The sequence below is a fragment of the Flavobacterium sp. MEB061 genome, assembly GCF_000834715.1.
GTDB lineage: Bacteria > Bacteroidota > Bacteroidia > Flavobacteriales > Flavobacteriaceae > Flavobacterium > Flavobacterium pectinovorum.
On sequence record NZ_JXQR01000074.1, the window covers coordinates 58857 to 81583 of the forward strand.

Consider the following 22727-nt stretch of genomic DNA (forward strand, 5'->3'; position numbering starts at 1 on the left):
AGACGATGAAAAATATATATAAAAAGATAGCGTGTTTATTAGCTTTAGGATTAACATTTGTCTCTTGCGAAGATTATTTGAGCGATGTTCCAAAAGGATCAAAATCACCAACAACATTAGCAGATTATGAAGCTTTTTTGCGTGACGAATACACCAATCACAGAGTTGATATTACCGGAGCTTCACAATTATTAAATGACCAATATGTAACTGTTGCCAACTTGGCAAATTACAGATTGTATAATGCAAATTATATGTGGGACGAAAATGCAGATCGTATTGCATTGAAGGTATCAGACGAAACTACTTATTATTCAAGTTATGCCGGAATTTCGACTTTTAATTTAATAATCGAAAATGCATTAACTACAACCAAAGCGACCGAAGCAGAACAAAGAATAGTCTGGGCAGAAGCAAAAGTACTGCGTGCCATGAACTATTTTAATCTGGTTAATTTTTATGCAGATACTTATGTAGCTTCTACAGCTTCTGTAAAATTATCAGTTCCGTTAATAACGAGTGCCAATATTAATGCACCAAACAAGCAAGTTACAATTCAGGAAATGTATGATTTTATTCTGAATGATGTTAAAGACGCACTGCCATATTTGCCAAAAGTTTCTCAAACAGCTTTACATCCAAATTTAGGTGCCGGTTATGCATTTTATGCAAGAGTTTATCTGCAAATGAATAATTATACAGAAGCCCTGAAATATGCAGATTTAGCATTGGCAGAAAACAATAAATTATACGACTGGATAGGTTATTACAATACAAATAAAGCCATTATTGATGCTCCAAATTCGTATACCACTACCATATCTCCAATGGGGTATAATTATGTAGAAAATTATACGTTTCGTCACGGTACTTTTTCTACTTTAACCACAGAAAACAGTATTCCGGTAGAACGTGCACAGCGTTTTGAAGCTGGAGATGCCAAATTTATCTCTCGCTGGAAAATTTATACAGTGGGTGCAGAAACATATTACAGAAGAACCTTATCCGGTGCTTTTAATTTTGGAGGCATCACAACTGTTGAAGTGTATTTGATTAAAGCCGAATGCCTTGCACGTGCAGGGCAAATTAGTGAGGCTTTGGATGTTTTAAATACAGTTCGTAAAACGCGTATTCTGCCAGCTTCTTATCAGGATATTTCGACTACTGATAAAACTACGGCTTTGAATGCTATTTTTAGAACAAAAAATAACGAACTTAATAACACGCTGATTCCTTTTGCAGATGCGCGTCGTTTAAATGCTGAAGGCGTTTATAAAGTAAGTTACACCAAAACAGCAAACGGAACTACTTACACTTTAGCATCAGATTCTCATTTATGGACAATGCCATTTCCGCTAGGCGCTACACAAAACCCAGGAAACGGAACAATAACACAGAATGTAAGTAAGTAGTATTCAGTTTCAGCAACTTTGTCAAAGTTTTAAACTTTGACAAAGTTCTCAATCCGGGACTGAAAACCTAGATTAAAAAATAATAAACACAAAAATATCAAAAATGAAAAGTACAATCTTTAAATCAGGATTATTGGCTTTAGCGCTAATAACGACAATTTCTTCATGCTCTAAAAAAGAAGAAGGATTTACTATTACCGGTACAATTGCCGGATTAGATAAGGGAACTGTTTATCTGGAAAATACAGATGAAAAAGGAAACAAAACAATAGCAGATTCTGCTCAAATCAATAAAGACGGAGCTTTTACATTTACAGGAAAAGTTTCAGAGCCATTATTACATACTATTAAATTAAAAGGAGAAGAATATGGTGCTTTTTTTCTTTTGGATAATGAAAATATAAAAGTTGAAGCCAAAAAAGATTCTATTTTCAAAGCTAAAGTAAGCGGTGCAGTACAAAACGATATTTACAAATCGTTTTATGATAATGAATTCAAAAAAATACAAAGTATTGCAGGTCCTGTTTACAAATTATCAGATTCTTTAAGTCAAAACGGAAAAGTAAAGCTGACTGCTGAACAGCAAACGATGATGGATAAAAAGTGGAAAGATCTTCAAACTTTTGCTGATGGTTTAACTGATAAATTTATCAGAAAAAACAAAGATAAAATCGCTGCAGCTTTAGTAATTAATGACCGAATTGTATCATACGGAACTCCGGAACAGGTAAAAACGTATTACGCTGTTTTATCTCCGGAAGTACAAAAATCAGTTTACGGAAAACAGCTGAAAGAAGCAATTGATCTTAATGATAAAACCGCTGTTGGTGTAACTGCTCCGGAATTTTCCCAAACAGATGTAAACGGAAAAGTAGTAAAACTTTCAGATTACAAAGGAAAATACGTTTTAGTAGATTTCTGGGCAAGCTGGTGCGGTCCATGCCGAAAAGAAAATCCAAATGTACTTGTAGCTTACAAAACCTATCATGACAAAGGATTTGATGTTTTAGGCGTTTCTCTGGATGATAAAAAGAAACTTTGGGAAAAAGCAATTGAAAAAGATGGTTTAACGTGGACTCATGTTTCTGATTTAAAAGGATGGAAGAATGAAGCCGCTGTTTTATATGGCGTAAAATTAGTGCCAACAAATTATTTAATTGGACCTGACGGAAAAATCGTTGCCAAAAATCTTAGAGAAGAAGCACTTCAGTCAAAATTGAAAGAAATTTTCAGTAAGTCTTAAATAATACAAAATAAGCAGTTAAACTTTCTCAAAGTTTTTAACTTTGAGAAAGTTATCTCAATCTAAAAACAACATATCAATCACAAAAAATGAAAAAACACATCTTTTTGGGCTACTGCTCATTAGCGTTTTGTACCTTAATTTCAGCGCAAAATAAATCTGTTAACTTTAAGAAAATAAAAGAGTTAGGCGGAATCGAAGAATACTTATATGAACCAAACGGTATGAATATTTTGCTTTTGCAGGATAATGCATCTCCGGTTGCAACCGTTCAAATTGTATATCGCGTGGGTTCTAAAAATGAAGTTTTAGGAAACACAGGTTCAACGCATCTTCTTGAACATTTGATGTTTAAAGGAACTACGGCTTTCAATAAAAAAAACGGAAATACAATTACTGATGTTCTTCAAAATACCGGAGCACAGTTAAACGCTACAACCTGGTACGATCGTACCAATTATTTTGAAACTTTACCAAGTGATAAAATTGGTTTGGCATTAGAAATCGAAGCCGACAGAATGCGTAATTCTTTATTATTAAAAGAAGATAAAGAAGCAGAAATGACGGTAGTTCGTAACGAATTTGAACGTGGCGAAAATGACCCAAATAGTTTATTGGACAAAGAAATCTGGGCTTCGGCATATATTGCACACCCGTATCATCATTCGACAATTGGTTGGAAATCAGATATTGAAAAAGCACCAATTGAAGTATTACGTAATTTTTATAACACCTATTATTGGCCGGATAATGCAACTTTGACCATTATTGGTGATTTTCAAAAAGAAAATGTTTTTCAGTTAGTTGAGAAATATTTCGGTAAAATTACCAAAGCGCCAAACAAAATGCCACAACCGTATACAGAAGAACCTCAACAATATGGGCCTCGTAAAATTGTAGTTAAAAAACCGGGAGAATTGGGCGTTGTAAACAAAGCTTATAAAATTCCGGGTGCTTTACATGAAGATTTACCGGCTTTAAATATTTTGGGTGAAATTATTGGCTCGGGACCTTCGGCGATTTTAAACAAGACTTTTGTAGACAGCCGTATGGGAATTTATGCGTATGCCAGTGCAACGAACTTTAAAGAAGTGGGACTTTTTACCATTGGCGTTGGTTTTCCAACAACCTCAAAACATGAAGATATTGATGCTAAAATAAGTGAGGTTGTAGCTAAAATTCAAAAAGAAGGCGTAACACAGGATGAAGTAAATCGTGTTGTGGCAAAAATTAGCGCTCAGACTATTTTAGCACGTGATGGTTCTGGTGTTATAGCATCAGAATTGAATGAAGCAATTGCTTCTGGTGACTGGACAGATTTTGTAACAGGAGTTGACCGACTAAAAAAAGTAACGCCTGCCGATGTACAACGTGTGGCTCAAAAATATTTAGTTGAAGATCAAAGTACAACAGGATATTTTATTCCGAAACAATCAGGAAATCAAGGACAGGATCAGGCAAAAGCAGGGAATTTCATGCCAGAAAATGGTCCGTTTTATTATAGAGATTCAAATCATAATCATTTAGAAGAAACTCATTCAGCTCTTTCATCGGAACAAAAAATCACAATAAATACTATTGATGAAAACGTTGAAAATGCAATTGAAAAAGGAGCTTCATCTTATAAAAGAGAAAAAATTGCCGGAATCGATGTGGTTTCTGTAAAAACTTCTGCCAAAGATTTTGTTACCGTTTCAGCAAGTATTTCATTAGGAAACTTCGCCAGTGAAACTAAAAATTCGATGATTCCTTCGTTAACAACATCCCTGTTATCAAAAGGAACTACGCTTAATGATAAATTCAAATTCTCAGAAAAACTTCAAAAATTAGGCGTAAACATTAATATTGGGGCGTCAAATACAAAAATTAATATTGGTTTTAAATGTTTGAAAAAAGACTTAGATCAGGTTATTGTTTTATTGGCAGAAGAATTACGTTCGCCATTATTTGACAAGACCGAATTTGAAAACCTTAAAATGCAATTTACCGGAAATACACAACAAAACTTAAACGATCCGGGTGAAAGAGGAGATATTGCTTTATCACAGGCGATTTATGAAAAAGGAAATCCAAATTACAGTTTAAGTGTTGAAGAGGATTTAGCCAATATCAAAAATGCAACGCTTGATGAAGTAAAAGCATTTCATAAAAAATATTTTGGTCCGGCATCAATGCATTTTGTAATTGTGGGCGATACAGAAGGGGCAAACTTAGCTGCATCTTTAAAAAAATCATTTAAAAACTGGAATGGCGGTGTGACTGAAACGTTGAAGTTTAATGAAACTCAAAAAGCAGCATCAAAAACAGAAGTGGTTACTATTCCTGAAAAACCAAGCGCTGAATTATTTATTGGGCAATATACAGGTTTAAAAAGAGCCGACGCAGATTATATTCCGTTTTACATTGCCAATTACACTTTAGGAGCCGGTTTTGCAGGACGTTTAATGCAGACTGTTCGTGATAATGATGGTTTAACTTATAGTATTTCGTCTGGTTTAGGCGGAAATATCACCACCGGAGGATATTGGTTTGTGAATGCCTCTTTCAACCCAACTTTGTTTCAAAAAGGATTGGATGCCACTATGGTTCAGGTTGATAAATGGGTAAAAGACGGAATTACCGCATCAGAATTAGAGAATAAGAAAACCAATTTAATTGGAAGTTTTAAAGTGGGAATGTCAACTACAAACGGTATGGCCAGAACGATTTTGAGTTTTGTCGAAAGAGGTTTAGAGCCAAATTATATCGAACAATATCCAAAAGATATCGAGAAAGTAACGTTGAAAGAAGTAAACGACGCTATTAAGAAATACATTCAGTTAGATAAAATGATTATCATTAAATCTGGGTCTCTTGATAAGGATGGTAAGCCTTTGCAATAAGGGGTAACTTAACTTTGTCAAAGTTATTATCTCATTTTTGTCATCCCGAGGAACGAGGGATCTCCGTAAGCAAGTCGACAAAGATTGGCGATTTAGTTTGCGGAGCTTCTCGCGGAGATCCCTCGTTCCTCGGGATGACAATATGCGGATAACCTAAAAATAAATTTTAATAGCAGTCTTTCATTTTTCATTTTAGAATCTGAATTAGTAAGCCATTTTCTATGAAAGACCATAAAGAGCTGTTTTGCCGACAGCTCTTTTAAAAAATACAATTTCTTTACATTTTAAACATAGACTTAAAATTCAATTTTGGAAGTTTCCGGAAAATCTAAATTTTTCGCTGAGCTTTTAAGATCTGTTATTTCGGGCAAGGGCGACCTATGCCTTTTTTGAACCTATGTTTTATGTATATAAAAAAATCACAAACAGGAAAAAAAATCAAATAATCAAATGAAAAATATCATCATAACAGTAATGCTGCTCTTTTGCGGAAGCATTTTTGGACAAATGTACAATCCCGTAAAATGGAGTACAGCAGTTGAAAAAATTTCTGAAAAAGAATATCTTTTAAAAGCAGAAGCCACAATACAAGCTGGCTGGCATTTGTACGGACAATATATTGAAGAAGGAGGGCCATCGCCAACAGCTTTTGCTTTTAAAAAGAAAAACTTCGAATTATTGGGTAAAACTACCGAAGAAAAAGGACACGAAGTAGTTGATAAAATCTTCGATATGAAAATTAAATATTTTGAAGATAAAGCACTTTTTACACAAAAAATAAAATTTACTTCGGATGCTGTTTCGAATATTGCGGCTGAAGTTGAATTCATGGTTTGTGATGATAGCAATTGTTTGCCACCGTCTTCGGAAGAATTAGTATTTAAAATTCCGAATGCTAAGAATGTGGCTTCTGCCGATGAAACTGTTACTGCAAAAAAAGAAACTGTTGCTGTAAAAAAAGATAAAATTGATACTGATAAAAAGAATGACTCAAAAGGTTTACTGAGCATTTTTATAATAGCATTTTTATCCGGTTTTGCGGCTTTGTTAACGCCTTGCGTATTTCCAATGATTCCAATGACAGTAAGTTATTTTACAAAACAAAGTAAAACGAAAGCTGCAGGAATTAGAAACGCCTTAATTTACGGGTTCTCAATCGTAATTATTTACGTTTTATTAGGTTCGATTGTAACGGCGGTTTTTGGTGCCGATTCTCTAAATGCACTTTCTACCAATGTTTGGTTCAATATTATTTTCTTTGTTTTATTGGTTGTTTTTGCCTCTTCTTTTTTGGGTGCTTTCGAAATTATGCTGCCCAATGCATTAGCCAACAAAGTCGATTCGCAAGCAGATAGAGGAGGGCTTATTGGTATTTTCTTTATGGCTTTAGCTTTGGCAATTGTATCATTTTCGTGTACCGGACCAATTGTGGGAACTTTATTGGTCGAAGCAGCTTCAAAAGGCGGAATTGCACCAATTGTTGGAATGTTAGGATTTTCAATAGCGATTGCATTGCCTTTTTCATTATTTGCCGCTTTTCCGGGTTGGCTGAATGCTTTGCCAAAATCCGGCGGATGGTTAAATACTGTTAAAGTAGTTTTAGGATTTCTGGAATTGGCTTTGGCTTTTAAATTTCTATCAAATGCCGATTTGGTTTTACAATTGCATTGGCTGGAAAGAGAAGTATTTTTAACGATTTGGATTGCCGTTTTTGGAACATTGGCTTTTTATTTATTCGGAAAAATTACACTTCCTCATGATTCACCCTTAAATCATATTTCTGTTGGTAGATTAAGTTTAGGATTGCTTGTTTTAAGTTTTACTATTTATTTAATTCCCGGGCTTTTTGGAGCACCTTTAAAATTAATCAGTGGTTTTCCGCCGCCAATGCATTACAGTGAATCTCCATACGGAGTTGGTTTTTCTAAAAATACAGGAACAGTTAATGCTGAAAGCTTACCCGAAGGCGCAGAATACGGTCCACAGGATATTATCACCTTTCATGATTATGATAAAGGAATGGAGTTTGCCGAAAAAACAGGCAAACCGGTTTTACTTGATTTTACAGGTTATGCGTGTGTAAATTGCCGAAAAATGGAAGAATTGGTTTGGTCTGATTCAAAAGTTTTGGGCGTTTTGAAAAACGATGTGGTTTTGATTTCCTTATATGTTGATGATAAAAAAGAGCTGCCGGAAAGCGAGCAATATACATCTGAAACTACAGGAAAAAAAATAAAAACAATTGGTAACAAATGGAGCGATTTACAAATAAAAACCTATAAAGCAAACGCACAGCCATTTTATGTAATTGTAGATCATAATAGTGCAAATTTAACAGAACCATCAGCTTATAATCCTGATATTGAGAATTATTACAATTGGCTGAATTCGGGAATTAAAAACTTTAAAAAATAAGTTGTTTTAAGATATAAAAGTAATGAATACTATTTTGAATAAACCGGAAACGAGCCAACTGGAAGAATATTTTTCTGAATTTAGAGAAAATACAATTGGCGTAAATCATCATTTTGAATCTATTTACGGAAAACAAAAACTGTTGTACGCAGATTGGATTGCCAGCGGAAGATTATACGCTCCGATTGAGCAAATCATGTGTACTAAAATTGGCCCCATGATTGCCAATACACATTCATTTTCAAGTCAAACGGGAAAAGCTTCAACTTATGCTTATAATCATGCGAGAGATCTAATTAAAAAACATGTAAATGCCAATGAATCTGATGTTTTGGTGACAACCGGAACGGGAATGACAGCTGCTTTATCTAAACTACAGCGAATAATGGGTTTACGTGCTGCAGATAATATTTATAGTCTGCAACTGCTTCATGAAGATGAAAGGCCAGTGGTTTTTATCACACATATGGAACATCATTCTAATCAGGTTCCGTGGTACGAAACTATAGCAGATGTTGTGGTTTTGCCTGCCGATGAAAACAATTTAGTTGATCCCAAAATAGTATCCGAAGAAATAAAAAAATATGCCAACAGAAGTTTAAAAATAGGTTCGTTTACCGCTTGTTCGAATGTCACGGGAATCATTACGCCGTATCATGAATTGGCGAAAATAATGCATCAAAACGGTGGATTTTGTTTTATTGATTTTGCGGCTTCGGCACCTTATGTTTCAATCGATATGCATCCCGTAGATCCGCAAGAAGGACTGGATGCTATTTTCTTTTCGCCACATAAATTTTTAGGCGGTCCCGGAACTTGCGGTGTTTTGGTTTTTAATGAAAAGCTGTATCAGTCTAATTTTCCGGATAATCCCGGAGGAGGAAATGTAAAATGCACGAATCCTTGGGGCGAATATCATTACAGTGATGCCATAGAAGTTAAAGAAGATGGCGGAACTCCGGGATTTCTACAGGTTATGCGTACTGCTTTGGCTTTGGAACTAAAAGAAAAAATGGGAATCGAAAACATGAAAAACCGTGAAAAAGAGCTTTTGGATCTTTGTTTTTCTGAACTTCAAAAAATAAACGGTTTGTCTCTTTTAGGAGATTTAAAAACAGAGCGAATTGGCTGTGTTTCTTTTGTTATAGAAAACATTCATTACAATTTAATAGTACGACTTTTAAATGATCGTTTCGGAATTCAGGTTCGTGGCGGCTGGTCTTGCGCAAGTACTTATGCTCATTATTTATTTGGTATTGATAAAGAAAAATCAAAAGCGATTACAAACGGAATTCTTCAGAAAAACTTGACTGATAAACCGGGTTGGGTTCGCATATCATTACATCCAACAATGACAAATGAGGAGCTTTTATTTATTTGTGACGCCATTCAAAAAGTAAGTCTAAATTATGAAGAATGGCAAAAGGATTATCAATATAATCCTTGTACAAATGAGTTTGATAATGTAATAAAAGAAGAAACAATTGGTGAGGATGTAAAGCTTTGGTTTTCTTTTTAAAAACTCACTTTATTTCAAGAACAGTAAGCGGATGAAGATAATATCATCCGCTTTTTTTATGAAGGTTTATTTACAATTAAAACATTGTTTTTATTTAGAATGGTTAAAAATAATTTGGATAAAAAGATTTTAGCAATTACTTTTGTCAGAAAATTTTAATATCATAACCAAAATGAACATCACAACCATAAAGAAAATTCTGTTTAGTTTATTGTTTCTGACCTCATTAACAATGTTAGGACAGGAAACGGGAAAAGTAAGCGGGAAAATTGTCCTTAGCGGAAATACTCCTGCAGATAATATTACTGTTCGTCTTAAAGGAACAAAATACAATGCAGTTACCAATGATAAGGGGCAATACGAAATAAAAAATGTAAAGCCGGCAAATTATACAATTAGTATAAAATCAGTTGGCATAAATTCTGTAGAAGATAATATTGTTGTAACTGCAGGGCAGACAACAACTAAAAATTTCTCTCTTTCTGAGAGCAAAGAAGATCTTGATGAAGTAGTAATTACAAAAAATAAATACAAACAGGATAAGCCTTCTTTATCTTTAAGATTACAAACTCCGGTACTTGAAATTCCGCAAAACATTCAGATTGTAAGTGGTCAAACCTTAAAAGACCAACAAATTACAAGTATGAGCGATGGCGTTATTCGTAACGTGAGCGGTGCTGTGCGTTTAGAGCATTGGGGAGATTTATACACCAATATTACGATGCGTGGTTCTCAAATTCAGGCTTTCCGTAATGGTTTCAACGTGGTATCTTCTTTCTGGGGACCACTTACTGAAGATATGAGTTTTGTAGATCATATTGAATTTGTAAAAGGGCCAGCAGGATTTATGCTTTCCAGCGGTGATCCAAGTGGACTTTACAATGTAGTGACTAAAAAGCCTACAGGAATTACAAAAGGGGAGGTTTCTGCATTAGTTGGAAGTTATGATTTTTACAGAGTAAGTCTTGACCTTGACGGGAAATTGGACAAAAAAGGAAAATTATTATACAGATTTAACGGAGCTGCACAAAAGAAAGGTTCTCACAGACCATTTGAACACAATGACCGTTATGTAATTGCTCCGGTAATTTCATATCAAATTGATGATAAAACAAAATTAACTGCTGAATATAATTTTCAGTATGCGAATATGACCGAAGTGGGTTCTTATTATGTTTTTGGTGCTGATTCCGGAGGATATGCAACAACTCCTGTAGATTTTACAATGACACAGCCAGGATTGCCGGATACTAATATTCAGGATCATAGTGGTTACCTGATGTTTGAACATAAGTTTGATGACAATTGGAAACTTACAGCACAAACTTCTTATTTTAAATATTTGCAACAAGGATACAGTTCATGGCCAAGTACGGTAGGACCAACTGTTGATGGAAGCTTAGGTACTGGTGAAATTATTAGAAATGTTGGTATTTGGGATGCGGAAAGTAATATGTATTTGGGACAAATATTTCTTAACGGAAAATTTAATACAGGACCAATCACCCATAAAGTATTAGGAGGTGTAGATTTAGCAAGTAAAGATTATATGGCAGATTGGGGACAAGCTCACGATCTTGATACAGTAGACGATCCATTTAATGTAAATAACCCAGATTATGGCACTCCATCAAACGGACTTCCAAATTTTGACCATACAACGCCTCTTAGTGTTAGAGCTGCTGCTGCGGGTGGAATTATGAGTTCAGAATATGCTGCCGGTTATGTTCAGGATGAGTTAGGATTTTTTGAAAACAAATTAAGAGTAACTCTTGCGGCAAGATACACCTGGATTAGCCAGACAAGTTGGGGAGAAACTCAGGCGGATAGTCATATTACGCCACGTGTGGGTATCAGTTTTTCTGTAACAGATAATCTGGCGGTTTACGGATTGTATGATCAGGCATTTTTACCTCAATCAGGTATTATTCTTAACGGAGATAAAGTGAAACCTCTTACTGGTAGTAATATCGAATTTGGTATTAAAAAAGACTGGTTTGACGGATCCTGGAATACTTCATTGTCAGCTTACCGAATTATAAAAGAAAATGAACTTACTGCAGATCCTAACAATGGTCCAAATGATCCGTATAAAATTGTATTAGGAGAAAAAAGAGCTGAAGGTTTTGAATTTGATGTGAGAGGAAAATTATTAGACGGACTGAATCTTATCGCGAATTATGCTTTTACAGAATCAATAGTTACAGAATCTAATATTTTAACTGTAGGTTCAGTTGTTCCGGGATATGCTAAACATACCGCAAATGCGTGGTTAAATTATACTGTTCAAAGTGGTAAAATTAAAGGATTTGGCGCTTCTATTGGAGGAACTTTCCTTGCAGGACGTCAAACTGATACATGGAGCCCGGGAGCAGAAAGATTGCCGGACTATTTTAAACTTGACGGAGGTTTGTCTTATGAAATTGGAAAAGTAAAAGTTACTGCGAATGTGTTTAATATTTTGGATAAATACCTTTACAGTGGATCTTATTATGAATGGCTTAGTGCTTATTACTGGCAAACAGAAGCTCCGAGAAATTTTAGAGTTGGTGTTACTTATAAATTCTAATATTTTTTAGAATTCTAATTGAAAAGCATGCGAAACCGCATGCTTTTTTTGTTTTGTTCTAGGTTGAAAATTTTTATAAACTGTGAGGTTACTTTGCGGGAGACGCACTGCTGTGCGCCTCTACGATATGCGTTGTGTAGATATTTGGTATTCGTGTTTATGTTTTTTATTTCGACTATTATTGTTTTGTTGCAGGTTGAAAATTTCTATAAACTGTGAGGTTACTTTGCGGGAGACGCACTGCTGTGCGCCTCTACGATATGCGTTGTGTGGATAGGTTTTGTGTAAAATGTTATATGTGAATTATTTTGTTTTAAATATTCATTTATTCCAATAATCTGCATTTTATCTCAATTAGAATATTCGAAAATAACAAAATTTGTCTTTGTAACATTTGTCCTTTAAATAAAAAAACAAAGCCGGTTTCCCCCCAAGAAACCGGCTTCATTAATTAACTAAATTAAGATTAACGCAAGGCAAATCGTAATTTAAGGCCATACGAAACTAGTCGCACATCGTTTGCATATGGAGTTTCCAATACGCTGCTATATTGTAATTGCACGGGCAATTCAGGATTGTATTGAACCAGGTTTTTATTATTGTTTTTATCATAGATATTATTTAGGCCGTAATCTAAATAAACACCGATGTAGATTGCGCTTCTGTCTCCGATTTTTTGCTTTAACCCAGTTTCAAAAGTGGCAGAATAAGATACATCTGTATCAATATCCTGTTTGTTGGCTGTAACATTATCTGTGCTGGCAAAACCGGCAAATGCAGGACTAAATAATTCTACATTATATTGCGGATAATAACCGCTTGTAGTTAGATTTTGCATTTTGGTTTCGTAAGTTCCGCTTGTTGCAAATCCAATTTTTGCTCCTGCTGCAACATACAATTGTGATGTTCCGGGAGTTTCAAATTGAATGCCTATCGGAATATTAATGTAACCCAATTTTTGCTCTTCTCTTAGATTTGTTGCTTTATATCTGAACTGAAAATTTTCATCTTCGGCATCTGTAGTCATATATTGTCCTGCCAAATAACCAAATTTTGCATCAGAATTATAAGTTTGATATTCTACACCAATTCCAATACTTAAACCTTCGTTTAAATAATACGAATAACGAATTCCTGCATTAATACCATTTCCATGTACTGTTTCACCAGCTGAATTATATTTCAGAAAAGAAAAAGGCCCACCTACAGAGATTGATATTTCCTGTTTTTTATCCTGGCCATAACTATTCAGGCAAATTATTAAAAGCCCTGCAATGGTTAATGATTTTATAGGATTGCTTATATATTTTTTCATCTTAAAGTTATATTAGCCAGTATCATTTTTTATCTGATACTGGCGGGTTTATTTATTTTACAATTACTTTGAATGATTTTTTTATGTTCGCACTTTCAAGAACTACGAGATACATATTGCTTTCAGTCGTTGCAGGTAATTGTATTTCAGTTATTACTGAAGATGACTGAACTGTTTTAACCAGTTTTCCTGAAACAGAATAAAGTGAAATTTGCATGTTTGCAAGATCTTCTGCAGGAAAATCGGCTTCTACGGTAAGTACTTTTCCAACTTCAACAGGGTTAGGATAAAGTTTGGCCTGAAATGAATTTTGTATTGTAATTGTCGATCCACAGGTTTGAAGTACTTTTCCATCTTTGGTAGTCATTTTTACACTGTATGATGCAGTTGGGTCCAATACATTATTAGAATCATTTCCTGCAGTATAGTATTGACCGGTTCCTATCAATTGCCCATTTTTAAACCATTGGTATGAAGTAAACTCATAACCGCCATTTGTTTGAGGGTTGTTGTTTACAAGAAGTACATTGTTGAATTTTTGTTTCACAATATCATAGAAACCAAATGGTTTTTCTACTTTGATCGTATAGTTAGCAGTAGTGCTTCCATCTTCTGAAGTAATGGTTACGTTTTGTGTATAAATTCCCGGTTTAGGAGTTTGAACCGTAAAATTAGCAGATGGCGTTATTGTTGCATTTGTACTGTTTAAAATAGCGATGTTTGGATTGTTTTCTCCACATTCCATTACATACGTAATATTTTTTGCAGGATCGCTATACACTTCACCATTGATAGTGATACTTGTAATCGAAACATCGTTGTTTTTAATTACCAGAATTTGAGAAACAGAAACGGCTGGCAAATAGTTGTCATCACCATCCTGATGGGCAGTAATTACCAATTGTCCTGATCTTATCATACTCACTAAACCACTCGCAGAGACGTTTGCCGGAGGAAGTGCAGATGTATAAGTAAACGAATAACGAATTGGTAAACCTGAATTTGATGTAGCTTCTAAACTGAAATCGTTATTAATTCCAAGGATTCTTGCTGCTAAAGCTCCAAAAGTAATTTCTTGAGATGCTTTTTTGATTTCAAGCTGTGCTGTAAGCGTAATTGGTGAACAATTTGGCGAACTTACAGAAGGTGATACTATTGCAGTAACTGTATAAAATCCAGCATCGACAGCTCCATTTGATGTTCCTGTTGATGGAGTAGTGGTATAAACTACGCTTGCTCCGGCAGGAAGATTAGCAACTTCTATCGTATGAACACTTCCATTATAAGTGAATTCTGCATCAGTAAAAGTTACCTGATCTAAAGGAGAAGCAATTACATTAATATTTTGTTGCTGAGATGCAGTATTTCCGCTATCATCAGTATAAATCCAGTTAATAACATAATTGCCAACCGCAGTATAACTTAAAGGATCGGCTGTTGTAGCAGTTATAATTCCTGAACAATTATCAGTTGCTGTTGGTATAGCAATTTCTGCCGGTAAAACCGAACAATAATTGGTAATATCAGGAAGATTTGTTACATCTGGTACAGGTAACGTTACATCTGGAATTGTAGTTATGGTTACAGTTTCGGTTAATGTACAGCTATTTGCATCTGTTACAGTTACAGTATAAGTTCCTGCAGATAATCCTGTTGCTGTTGCAGCAGTTCCTCCGGATGGAGCCCATGAATAAGTATAGGAACCAGTTCCACCGCTTACGTTTACTGTCGCAGAACCATCACTTTGTCCATTACAAGAAACATTAACTTGTGATGTTGTTGCTGCAAGTATATTAGGTTCTGTTATAGTAACAGTTGCTGTAGTTTGACATAGGTTAGCATCGGTTACAGTTACAGTATAAGTACCTGCAGATAATCCTGATGCTGTTGCAGCAGTTCCGCCAGATGGAGACCATACATAAGTATATGCACCAGTTCCGCCTGTTGCACTTACAGAAGCAGATCCGTTAGATCCTCCATTACAGGAAACATTTGTTTGAGAGAATGTAGTAGCCAGGGCAGCTGGCTCAGTTAATGTAAAACTTTGTGTTGTCTGACATAAGTTAACATCTGTAATCGTTACTGTATAAGTTCCGGCGCTAAGTCCAGATGCAGTTGCAGCAGTTCCACCAGATGGTGACCATGAATAAGTGTAACCTCCCGTTCCGCCTGTTACGATTACCGAAGCAGATCCGTTTGATCCTGCGTTACATGAAATATTTGTTTGTGAAGGTGTAACTGTTAAAGCAGTAGGTTCAGTTATTGTAAAGTTTTTTACAATTGAACAGCCATTTGAAGAAGTTATTGTTACCGAATAATTTCCTGCAGTAAGTCCTGTTGCTGTATCTGCATTTCCTCCGGCAGGTGACCAAACATAAGTAAACGGACCAGGAGCACCAGAAGGTACTACAGATGCAGTTCCTGTGCTTGATCCATTACATAAAATATCTGTTTGAGATGTTGTAGCGACTAATGTATTCGTTGTGGTTACAGTAAAGTTTTTTGTAACGGTACATCCGTTAGCATCTGTAATTAAACAGCTAACATTTCCATTGCTTAATCCAGTTACTGTTTGCGTTGTTTCGCCAGAAGGAGACCATAGATAATTATATGGTGAGGTACCACCTACAGGCCCTACGGCTGCCTGACCTCCAGTTGTACAAGTTGCATTAATTAGCGTTGTAGTAGCATTTAAGACTGCAGGCTGATTAATTGTAAAGGTTTTAGTTAAAGTACATCCGTTAGCATCTGTAATTAAACAATTGTAGTTTCCAGCTGCTAACCCTGTTGCTGTACCAGCCGTGCCGCCAGAAGGTGACCATATGTATGAATATGCTCCTGTCCCTCCTGAAACAATTACTGATGCCGTTCCGCTGGCACTTCCATTACAAAGTGCATCAGTTTTTGCTGTTGAGGCTACTAAAGCTGAAGGTTGACCTACAGTAACGGTTGCAGTGGTTTGACATGTGTTAGCATCTGTAACAGTGACAGTATAGGTTCCTGCCGCAAGACCTGAAGCCGTTGCACCAGTTCCGCCAGATGGCGACCATGAATAAGTATAACCCGGAGTACCTCCGGATGCATTTACAGTAGCAGTACCATTCGTACCTCCATTACATGAAACATCTGTTTTTACTGCAGTTGCCGAAAATAGAGGAGGTGTGTTTATTGTTAAGTTTTTAACTAATGTACAGCCATTTGCATCTGTAATTGTGCAGGTATAATTTCCGGCAGGTCGTCCTGTAATAGTTGCTGTAGTACCACCAAGAGGCGCCCATGAATAAGTATATCCTGATGTTCCACCTGAAACTGTTACAGAAGCAGATCCATTAGTTCCTCCAAAACAACTAACACCAACTGTTGCGGTAGTGGCAGATAAAATTGCTGCCGGTTGAGTAATTGAAAAAGTTTGTGTTGCTATACATCCGTTAGCATCCGTAACCGTAACTGTATAAGTTCCTGCTGTAAGCCCTGTTGCTGTTGCAGCAGTTCCTCCAGATGGCGCCCATGAATAAGTATATCCCGGAGTTCCACCAGTTACATTTACCGTTGCAGATCCTGTAGCCTCACCACGACATCCAATATTTGTCTGTGCACTCGGTGTAGCTATCAATGCACTTGGCTGATTGATTGTAAAAGTTCTTGTAGTCTGACACAGATTAGCATCTCTAATTGTAACCGTATAAGTTCCCGCTGTAAGTCCTGTTGCAGTTGCAGCAGTTCCGCCAGATGGCGACCATGAATAGGTATAAGCACCAGTTCCGCCTGTTACATTTACACTTGCCGATCCTGTTGCAGCTCCATTACACAATATATCAGTTTGTGAAGTTGTTACAGAAAATGGAGTAGGTTGTGAGATTGCAAAATTTTGAGTTACCTGACATGAGTTAGCATCTGTAATCGTAACCGTATAATTTCCCTGAGAAAGTCCCGATGCTGTAGCAGCCGTTCCTCCAGATGGAGACCATGAATACGTATATCCTCCTGCGCCTCCTGTAGCTGTAACAGTTGCAGATCCGTTAGCACCTCCATTACAGCTTACATTAGTTATTGTGCCTTGAGAAGCTGATAAAACCGATGGCTGTGCTACTATAATATTACTTACAAGTTTTGTACATGCATTCGCATCTGTAATTGTCACACTATAAGTTCCAGCGGTAAGTCCGGTAATAGCAGAAGTTGTTGCTCCTGTATTCCATAAATAAGTATATCCGGGAGTACCTCCGGATGCTGTAACACTTGCAACGCCATTAGATCCTCCAAAACAGGCCACTTGAGTGGTCGCCGGAGTTCCGTTAAGTACTGGCGGCTGTGTTATATTAAAAGTTCTTGTAATTTGTGTCGATTCACCATCTGTAATGGTTACCGTATATGAGCCAACACCAAGTCCTGTTGCTGCTGCATTTGTACCTCCGGATGGAGACCATGCATAAGTATAAGGAGTAGTACCGCCAGTTACTACCACAGAGGCAGAACCATTAGTACCGCCATTACAGCTAATATTTGTTTGTGGAGTTGATGAGGTACTCAAAGCCGCTCCTGTAGTAAAGGTTAAATCACTTCCGTAACCGGTACCTCCACTATTTGTTGCATAAGCTCTAAAATGAATAGTTGTAGCAGGAGGAAGTCCTGTTATAACATTTGAAAATGTTCCTGTACCATTTCCAATTTGAACAGTATTATTTGTAACAATAACAGGATTTGCTGTTGTAGCCCAAACTATTCCTCTTACAATACTAGCATCACCACCATCTGCAGTTACCGCACCTCCAAGTGTTGCAGAAACAGATTTAATAGTTCCGGCTGCGGTAGTTGTAACTGTTGGTGCGACTGCGGTAGTAATTGCCGGAGTAGGGTAACTTACAGGAGTTATAGTATAATTTACTGTGCCGTTATGAGACCAATTTGTATAGGTATTAATACTTGTCATTATATCGAGAGCAGTACCAGTTAATGTTCCGGTAAATTTGCTATTTGCAACTTCAGGACCAGGTGCCGGAAATAAAGAAATACAATTTAAACCATTGGTTAAACCTAATGGCTGAGCACTTCCGGGACCTCCACTTGTAGTTGAAAGATTCCATTTGGTTGTAGCATCATAATCAGCAGAATTATATTCTCCATGAATACCTGCAATAAAAGTGGGCAGATTTGGTAAAATAGGCAAAACACCACTTGCTGACTGGTAAGCCAAAATCTGGTCACCGGCAGAAAGATTAAAACCAGTAAAACCAGGAGCATAACCAATGCCCGTTGTTCCTGTTACTGTAAATGTATCATCAGCCGTTTCCATTACAGATACAACTGTCCCTACAGGAGTTGGTCCTGGTCCGGGCACAATCCACTGTAAATGGCTTTCGTTACTTCCTGCTACCCAGGTTCCGTTACCCCATCCACGTTCAGTAAAATAGATTACTGTACCTGCAGGTATATCTTTTAATGTAATAAAAGAAAAGCCATCCAGAGGACTGGTATTGTAGCCAATGAAAGCTATATCGCCCGCTGCTAAAGTCTGTGACTTTGCATTTTGATGCACAAAAAATGTACATAAGAGCATAATGAATAATAGTAATTTTTTTTTCATAATAGATAATGTTAGTTTAATGACATAGATAAGCATTGTGCCAGCCGCCTATTTTATCTGGCTTAGTAAATGAAGTAGAAGCCTTAATAAAATGTCCGTCATTTATCAATGTTTCAATTTTTTTAAAGCTTATAGTATTAAGAGAATCAATATTTAATTCATAGATGTAATGATTAAATATGGTTCTGTTGGTGTCCTTATCAAATCGAATATTTCCTCTTGGTCCGGCAATATTTAATTTGTTCATCTCCTCAATTAAAAAATCAATACTAAGATTGTTATCAGTATTAAGAAGAATGTTCTTTAAAATCAGTCCGTTTTCGTACCCCAGAATAGAAAAAACCGACGGATTCTCTGCATATGCTTTTTTATATTCGATAGTAAAATCTACAGCATCACTATCATTTTGCATCCAGGAACTTACTACATAAAGTTCGTGAGGGTCATTTTTATAATCATCCAGAATTTTATCATTGATAAAAAACGGAGTAACATAAAACGGATACTTTTGAGTAATTTTATTTTGACTTATAAAATCAGCATTTTCCTGAGCATATAAACCACTATAAAAAGCAAAAACAGCATCAGGCTCCTGAGCATTTATAGATTGATCCATTTGTGAAGATTCATCTTCCCGGGGAACAAAAGGAGTAATATAATGTCCTGAAAAATTTGCCTTTTCCTGAAAAGCATATTCAATTGCCGACAGCATACCGTAACCTGAATCATAAAAAGAACTGGCTGTTGCAATTTTTCGCAATTTTTTGTCTGTTAAATAACCGCCTAAATGATAACAGGATTCCGTTAATCCAAACGAATTAATGTAAACTCCTTTTGGTGTGGTGGTTTCATAAGGTAATGTCGCGCCAAGATCTGCAGCCAGTAATAAAATATCATTTTGTGAGGCATAATTATAAACCTCCATTATATTATTATGACCAAAAAAGCCAATGATAACTGATACTTCTTCCTGAAAATTTAATTTTTGTATTTTCTCAATTATTACTTTCTCGCTGGAACCAATACCAATACTCTCCACAAAAAATTTTACTTTGAGATTATTAAGTTTTAAGCCTCGTATAAAATCTTTATCTAATGTAGGATACTGTTGCGATTTTGGAATTAAAATTCCTACTTTGATGTCGTTATCCATAAAATGAGATTAAAAAAAACAGAGGCAATAGATACCTCTGTTTCATATTTATTAATTTCTGGAAGGAAAAATACCTTCTAAACAAATGCTCATGTAAACTCCCAAATAAGGATTTCTTAAACTAAATGGATTATTTGCTCCTGCAATACCAGTAGTACCTACTGCAGTTGTTCCGGTTGTAGTTGCTCCTTTAATAGGTGTAGCAGTACCTCCTGGCTCACTATAGACATTTGCTGTAGAGCCTCCACTTGAAAATGAATTGTTGCCGCCATCAGTTTCATTACTAACTGTACCGCCGCTTAATGCGTTAATAGTTGTAACAGCAGTAAGACCCAATGCAGGAATAACATGTCCGTGAGCAGGCATATTGTTTATTGTTAAAGTAACGTTTTCAGTTCCGCTTACTTCTCCATAGTTAATATTACTTAATCCAGGCCCTTGTCCAGGGTGTACAATAGATCTGCCTCTTAGATCAGGCAAAGCAAATGTTGTTTGGCCATTACCGCCATAAGTTGTTCCGATTAACGAAAAAAGTGCTGTGTTTTGTGCTATTGACATGATTTGTCCGTTACAAAATGCCCAGCCTCTTGGTGCAAAATTAAAAGCAAAAGCTTTGATAGTCGCAATGTATTCTTCCATGGTTTTAAAAATTAGATAGTTAATAAATTTAGTTTTGGTTTTGTCGTCTTATCTCTATAGTAAAAGATAGATTTGACAGTTTTTTAGTATAATGCTAAGTTACTTTTTATATCTATTTAATAAACAGGTGTTTATACCTGTTTTTGCTTCAAAAAAGAGAGTTTTTACTTATTTTTTTACAGAAAACTGAATAATTCTTCACTTTTTTGTCAAATGATATTCGTTTACTCTTTATTAATATGAATAATTTATTTTTTCAGATTAAAAGTAAATATCTCATACCCATCACCAGATTAATATGTCATGGAACAGGAATTTACTGTCATGAAATTAATTTTTAGTGTCACAATTAAATTTGTTTGGCTTATTGATTTGTAGGTTTATTTCAGATCAAACAATTAATTGTATAAGTTTTGCGTTAAATTATGTAAGATTTTATATTCATAAAGTTAAGAAATTTGAACCGACGAAAAGAAAATGAAGTAAAATTCTTATTCAATTAGTGTTAACCTATTTATATATAAACCTTTTTTAATTTTTAAACTCCCAAATACCATGAAAAAAATTCATTACATTTTTGCTATCCTTGCGGGTGCATTATTAGCTCTTACGAGTTGTTCAAACGATGACAAAATTCCACATACTGATCCCGGTACAATCACAAATCCGGTAGAAACAGAAACCCCTAACACAACTTATGCTCCTGCATTTACAGGTCAGACCCGTATTAATGGTGTGCAGACAAATACTCCTTATGAAGGAAAAGTGATTACAACAAACTTAACAGCTCCATGGGGTGTAAAAAGCCTTCCTGATGGCAGATTATTAGTAACCGAAAAAGGAGGAACCTTTCGAATTGTAACTAAAGAAGGAGTAGTTAGTGCCGCTATTACCGGAGCTCCGGCTGTAAATCCTGCAGGACAAGGCGGATTATTAGGTTTAGTGCTCGATCCTGATTTTACTACAAACAGAATGATTTATTGGGTTTTCTCAGAAGCAGTAACAGGAGGAAATCAAACATCAGTTGCCAAAGGAAGATTAGCAAATGACGAAAAAACAATAGAAGGCGCTACGGTAATTTATCATGCGAATCCTGCAAACCCAAGTACGCTTCATTATGGAGGAAGAATTCTTTTTGATAAAACAGGAAATCTGGTAGTTAGTACCGGAGAACGTTCTGTTCTTGAAACCAGACCATTGGCTCAATCCGTAACTGGAGGTCTTGGTAAAGTAGTTAGAATAACAAAAGATGGTCAGGCAGCATCAGGCAATCCAACTTTTAGTCAAAGCGGTGCATTACCAGAATTATATTCTATCGGACATAGAAATCCACAAGGCTTAGCACTTCACCCGGTTACAGGTGACATTTGGGAAAGTGAACACGGACCACGTGGAGGTGACGAAATTAATCGCCTTAAAGGAGGAGCTAATTATGGATGGCCAACAATAACATATGGAATTGAATACAGCGGAGAGAAAATTGGAGCCGGAATTCAAAAACAAGATGGTTTAGAACAACCTGTTTATTACTGGGATCCTGTTGTGTCTCCAAGTGGTATGACTTTTTACACAGGAAACCGTGTACCAGAATGGGAAAACAATTTGTTCATCGGTTCATTAAGCGCAACACATATTATTCGTCTTGCCATTAGAGATAATAAAGTAATTGGCGAAGAAAGATTGCTTGCCAGCGAAGGTCAAAGATTTAGAGATGTAACCCAGGGAAGTGACGGAGCTTTATACGCCGTTACAGATGGTGGAAGACTCTATAAAATTGATAAAAAATAGTCCGGAAGATTCACGATTTTTTTTAATAAACATGATAAGGTGCAGTAATGCACCTTTTTTTTATTTGAAACTCACTAGTAAATAGTTTTAATAAAGGAGGCAATATTGTATTGCAATCTAAAAACTAAGGTCTTATTTACTTGCTTAACTTGTTGCTTTTTAGTTTTTTACATGTAATATTTTGTAAAAACTAAAAATAATTATGTAA

The 22727-nt window shown here is 35.9% G+C and carries 11 protein-coding genes; 7 read left to right on the top strand and 4 right to left on the bottom strand.

Translation table 11 applies throughout. The annotated features are described in order from the left end of the window. The first annotated feature begins 5 nt into the window (after positions 1–5). The 6 genes from RT99_RS21435 to RT99_RS21460 all read left to right on the top strand — a co-directional run bounded on the left by RT99_RS21435 (position 6) and on the right by RT99_RS21460 (position 12040). Entirely contained in the window at positions 6–1412 is a 1407-nt protein-coding gene (locus RT99_RS21435) for a RagB/SusD family nutrient uptake outer membrane protein (RefSeq protein WP_042566791.1), read from the top strand. Positions 1413–1515: 103 nt separating this feature from the next. Beyond that, positions 1516–2655 carry a TlpA disulfide reductase family protein gene (locus tag RT99_RS21440; protein ID WP_042566792.1) on the top strand — a complete coding sequence of 380 codons (1140 nt, stop codon included), beginning with the start codon at positions 1516–1518 and terminating at the stop codon, positions 2653–2655. An 89-nt stretch (positions 2656–2744) separates the two neighbouring features. Next, positions 2745–5537: a pitrilysin family protein gene (locus tag RT99_RS21445; protein WP_042566793.1), complete on the top strand. Its 2793-nt coding sequence runs from the start codon at positions 2745–2747 to the stop codon at positions 5535–5537. 450 nt (positions 5538–5987) lie between these two features. After that, positions 5988–7952: a cytochrome c biogenesis protein CcdA gene (locus RT99_RS21450; RefSeq protein ID WP_042566794.1), complete on the top strand. Its 1965-nt coding sequence runs from the start codon at positions 5988–5990 to the stop codon at positions 7950–7952. 22 nt (positions 7953–7974) lie between these two features. Then, positions 7975–9471 carry an aminotransferase class V-fold PLP-dependent enzyme gene (locus RT99_RS21455; RefSeq protein ID WP_042566795.1) on the top strand — a complete coding sequence of 499 codons (1497 nt, stop codon included), beginning with the start codon at positions 7975–7977 and terminating at the stop codon, positions 9469–9471. A 172-nt stretch (positions 9472–9643) separates the two neighbouring features. Then, positions 9644–12040 carry a TonB-dependent receptor gene (locus RT99_RS21460; RefSeq protein WP_042566796.1) on the top strand — a complete coding sequence of 799 codons (2397 nt, stop codon included), beginning with the start codon at positions 9644–9646 and terminating at the stop codon, positions 12038–12040. A 466-nt stretch (positions 12041–12506) separates the two neighbouring features. On the opposite strand, the gene RT99_RS21465 is transcribed toward RT99_RS21460, so the two are convergent. From RT99_RS21465 to RT99_RS21480, 4 genes are read right to left on the bottom strand one after another with little or no spacing between them, the layout of a single operon-like run. Then, on the bottom strand, positions 12507–13355 hold the full coding sequence (locus RT99_RS21465) for an outer membrane beta-barrel protein (RefSeq protein WP_042566797.1): 849 nt from the start codon (positions 13353–13355) through the stop codon (positions 12507–12509). Between the two features lie 52 nt (positions 13356–13407). Further along, positions 13408–18939 carry a T9SS type A sorting domain-containing protein gene (locus RT99_RS24850; protein ID WP_165587220.1) on the bottom strand — a complete coding sequence of 1844 codons (5532 nt, stop codon included), beginning with the start codon at positions 18937–18939 and terminating at the stop codon, positions 13408–13410. Positions 18940–18955: 16 nt separating this feature from the next. Further along, positions 18956–20092 (bottom strand): ABC transporter substrate-binding protein, encoded by a 1137-nt coding sequence (locus RT99_RS21475; RefSeq protein ID WP_042566798.1) that lies wholly within the window; start codon positions 20090–20092, stop codon positions 18956–18958. A gap of 51 nt (positions 20093–20143) precedes the next feature. Next, entirely contained in the window at positions 20144–20731 is a 588-nt protein-coding gene (locus tag RT99_RS21480; RefSeq protein ID WP_042566799.1) for a phage tail protein, read from the bottom strand. Between the two features lie 555 nt (positions 20732–21286). Here RT99_RS21480 and RT99_RS21485 point away from each other — a divergent pair. Beyond that, the gene (locus RT99_RS21485; protein WP_042566800.1) at positions 21287–22519 is read left to right on the top strand and encodes a PQQ-dependent sugar dehydrogenase; all 1233 of its coding nucleotides are present in this window, start codon (positions 21287–21289) and stop codon (positions 22517–22519) included. The last annotated feature ends 208 nt before the right edge of the window (positions 22520–22727 follow it).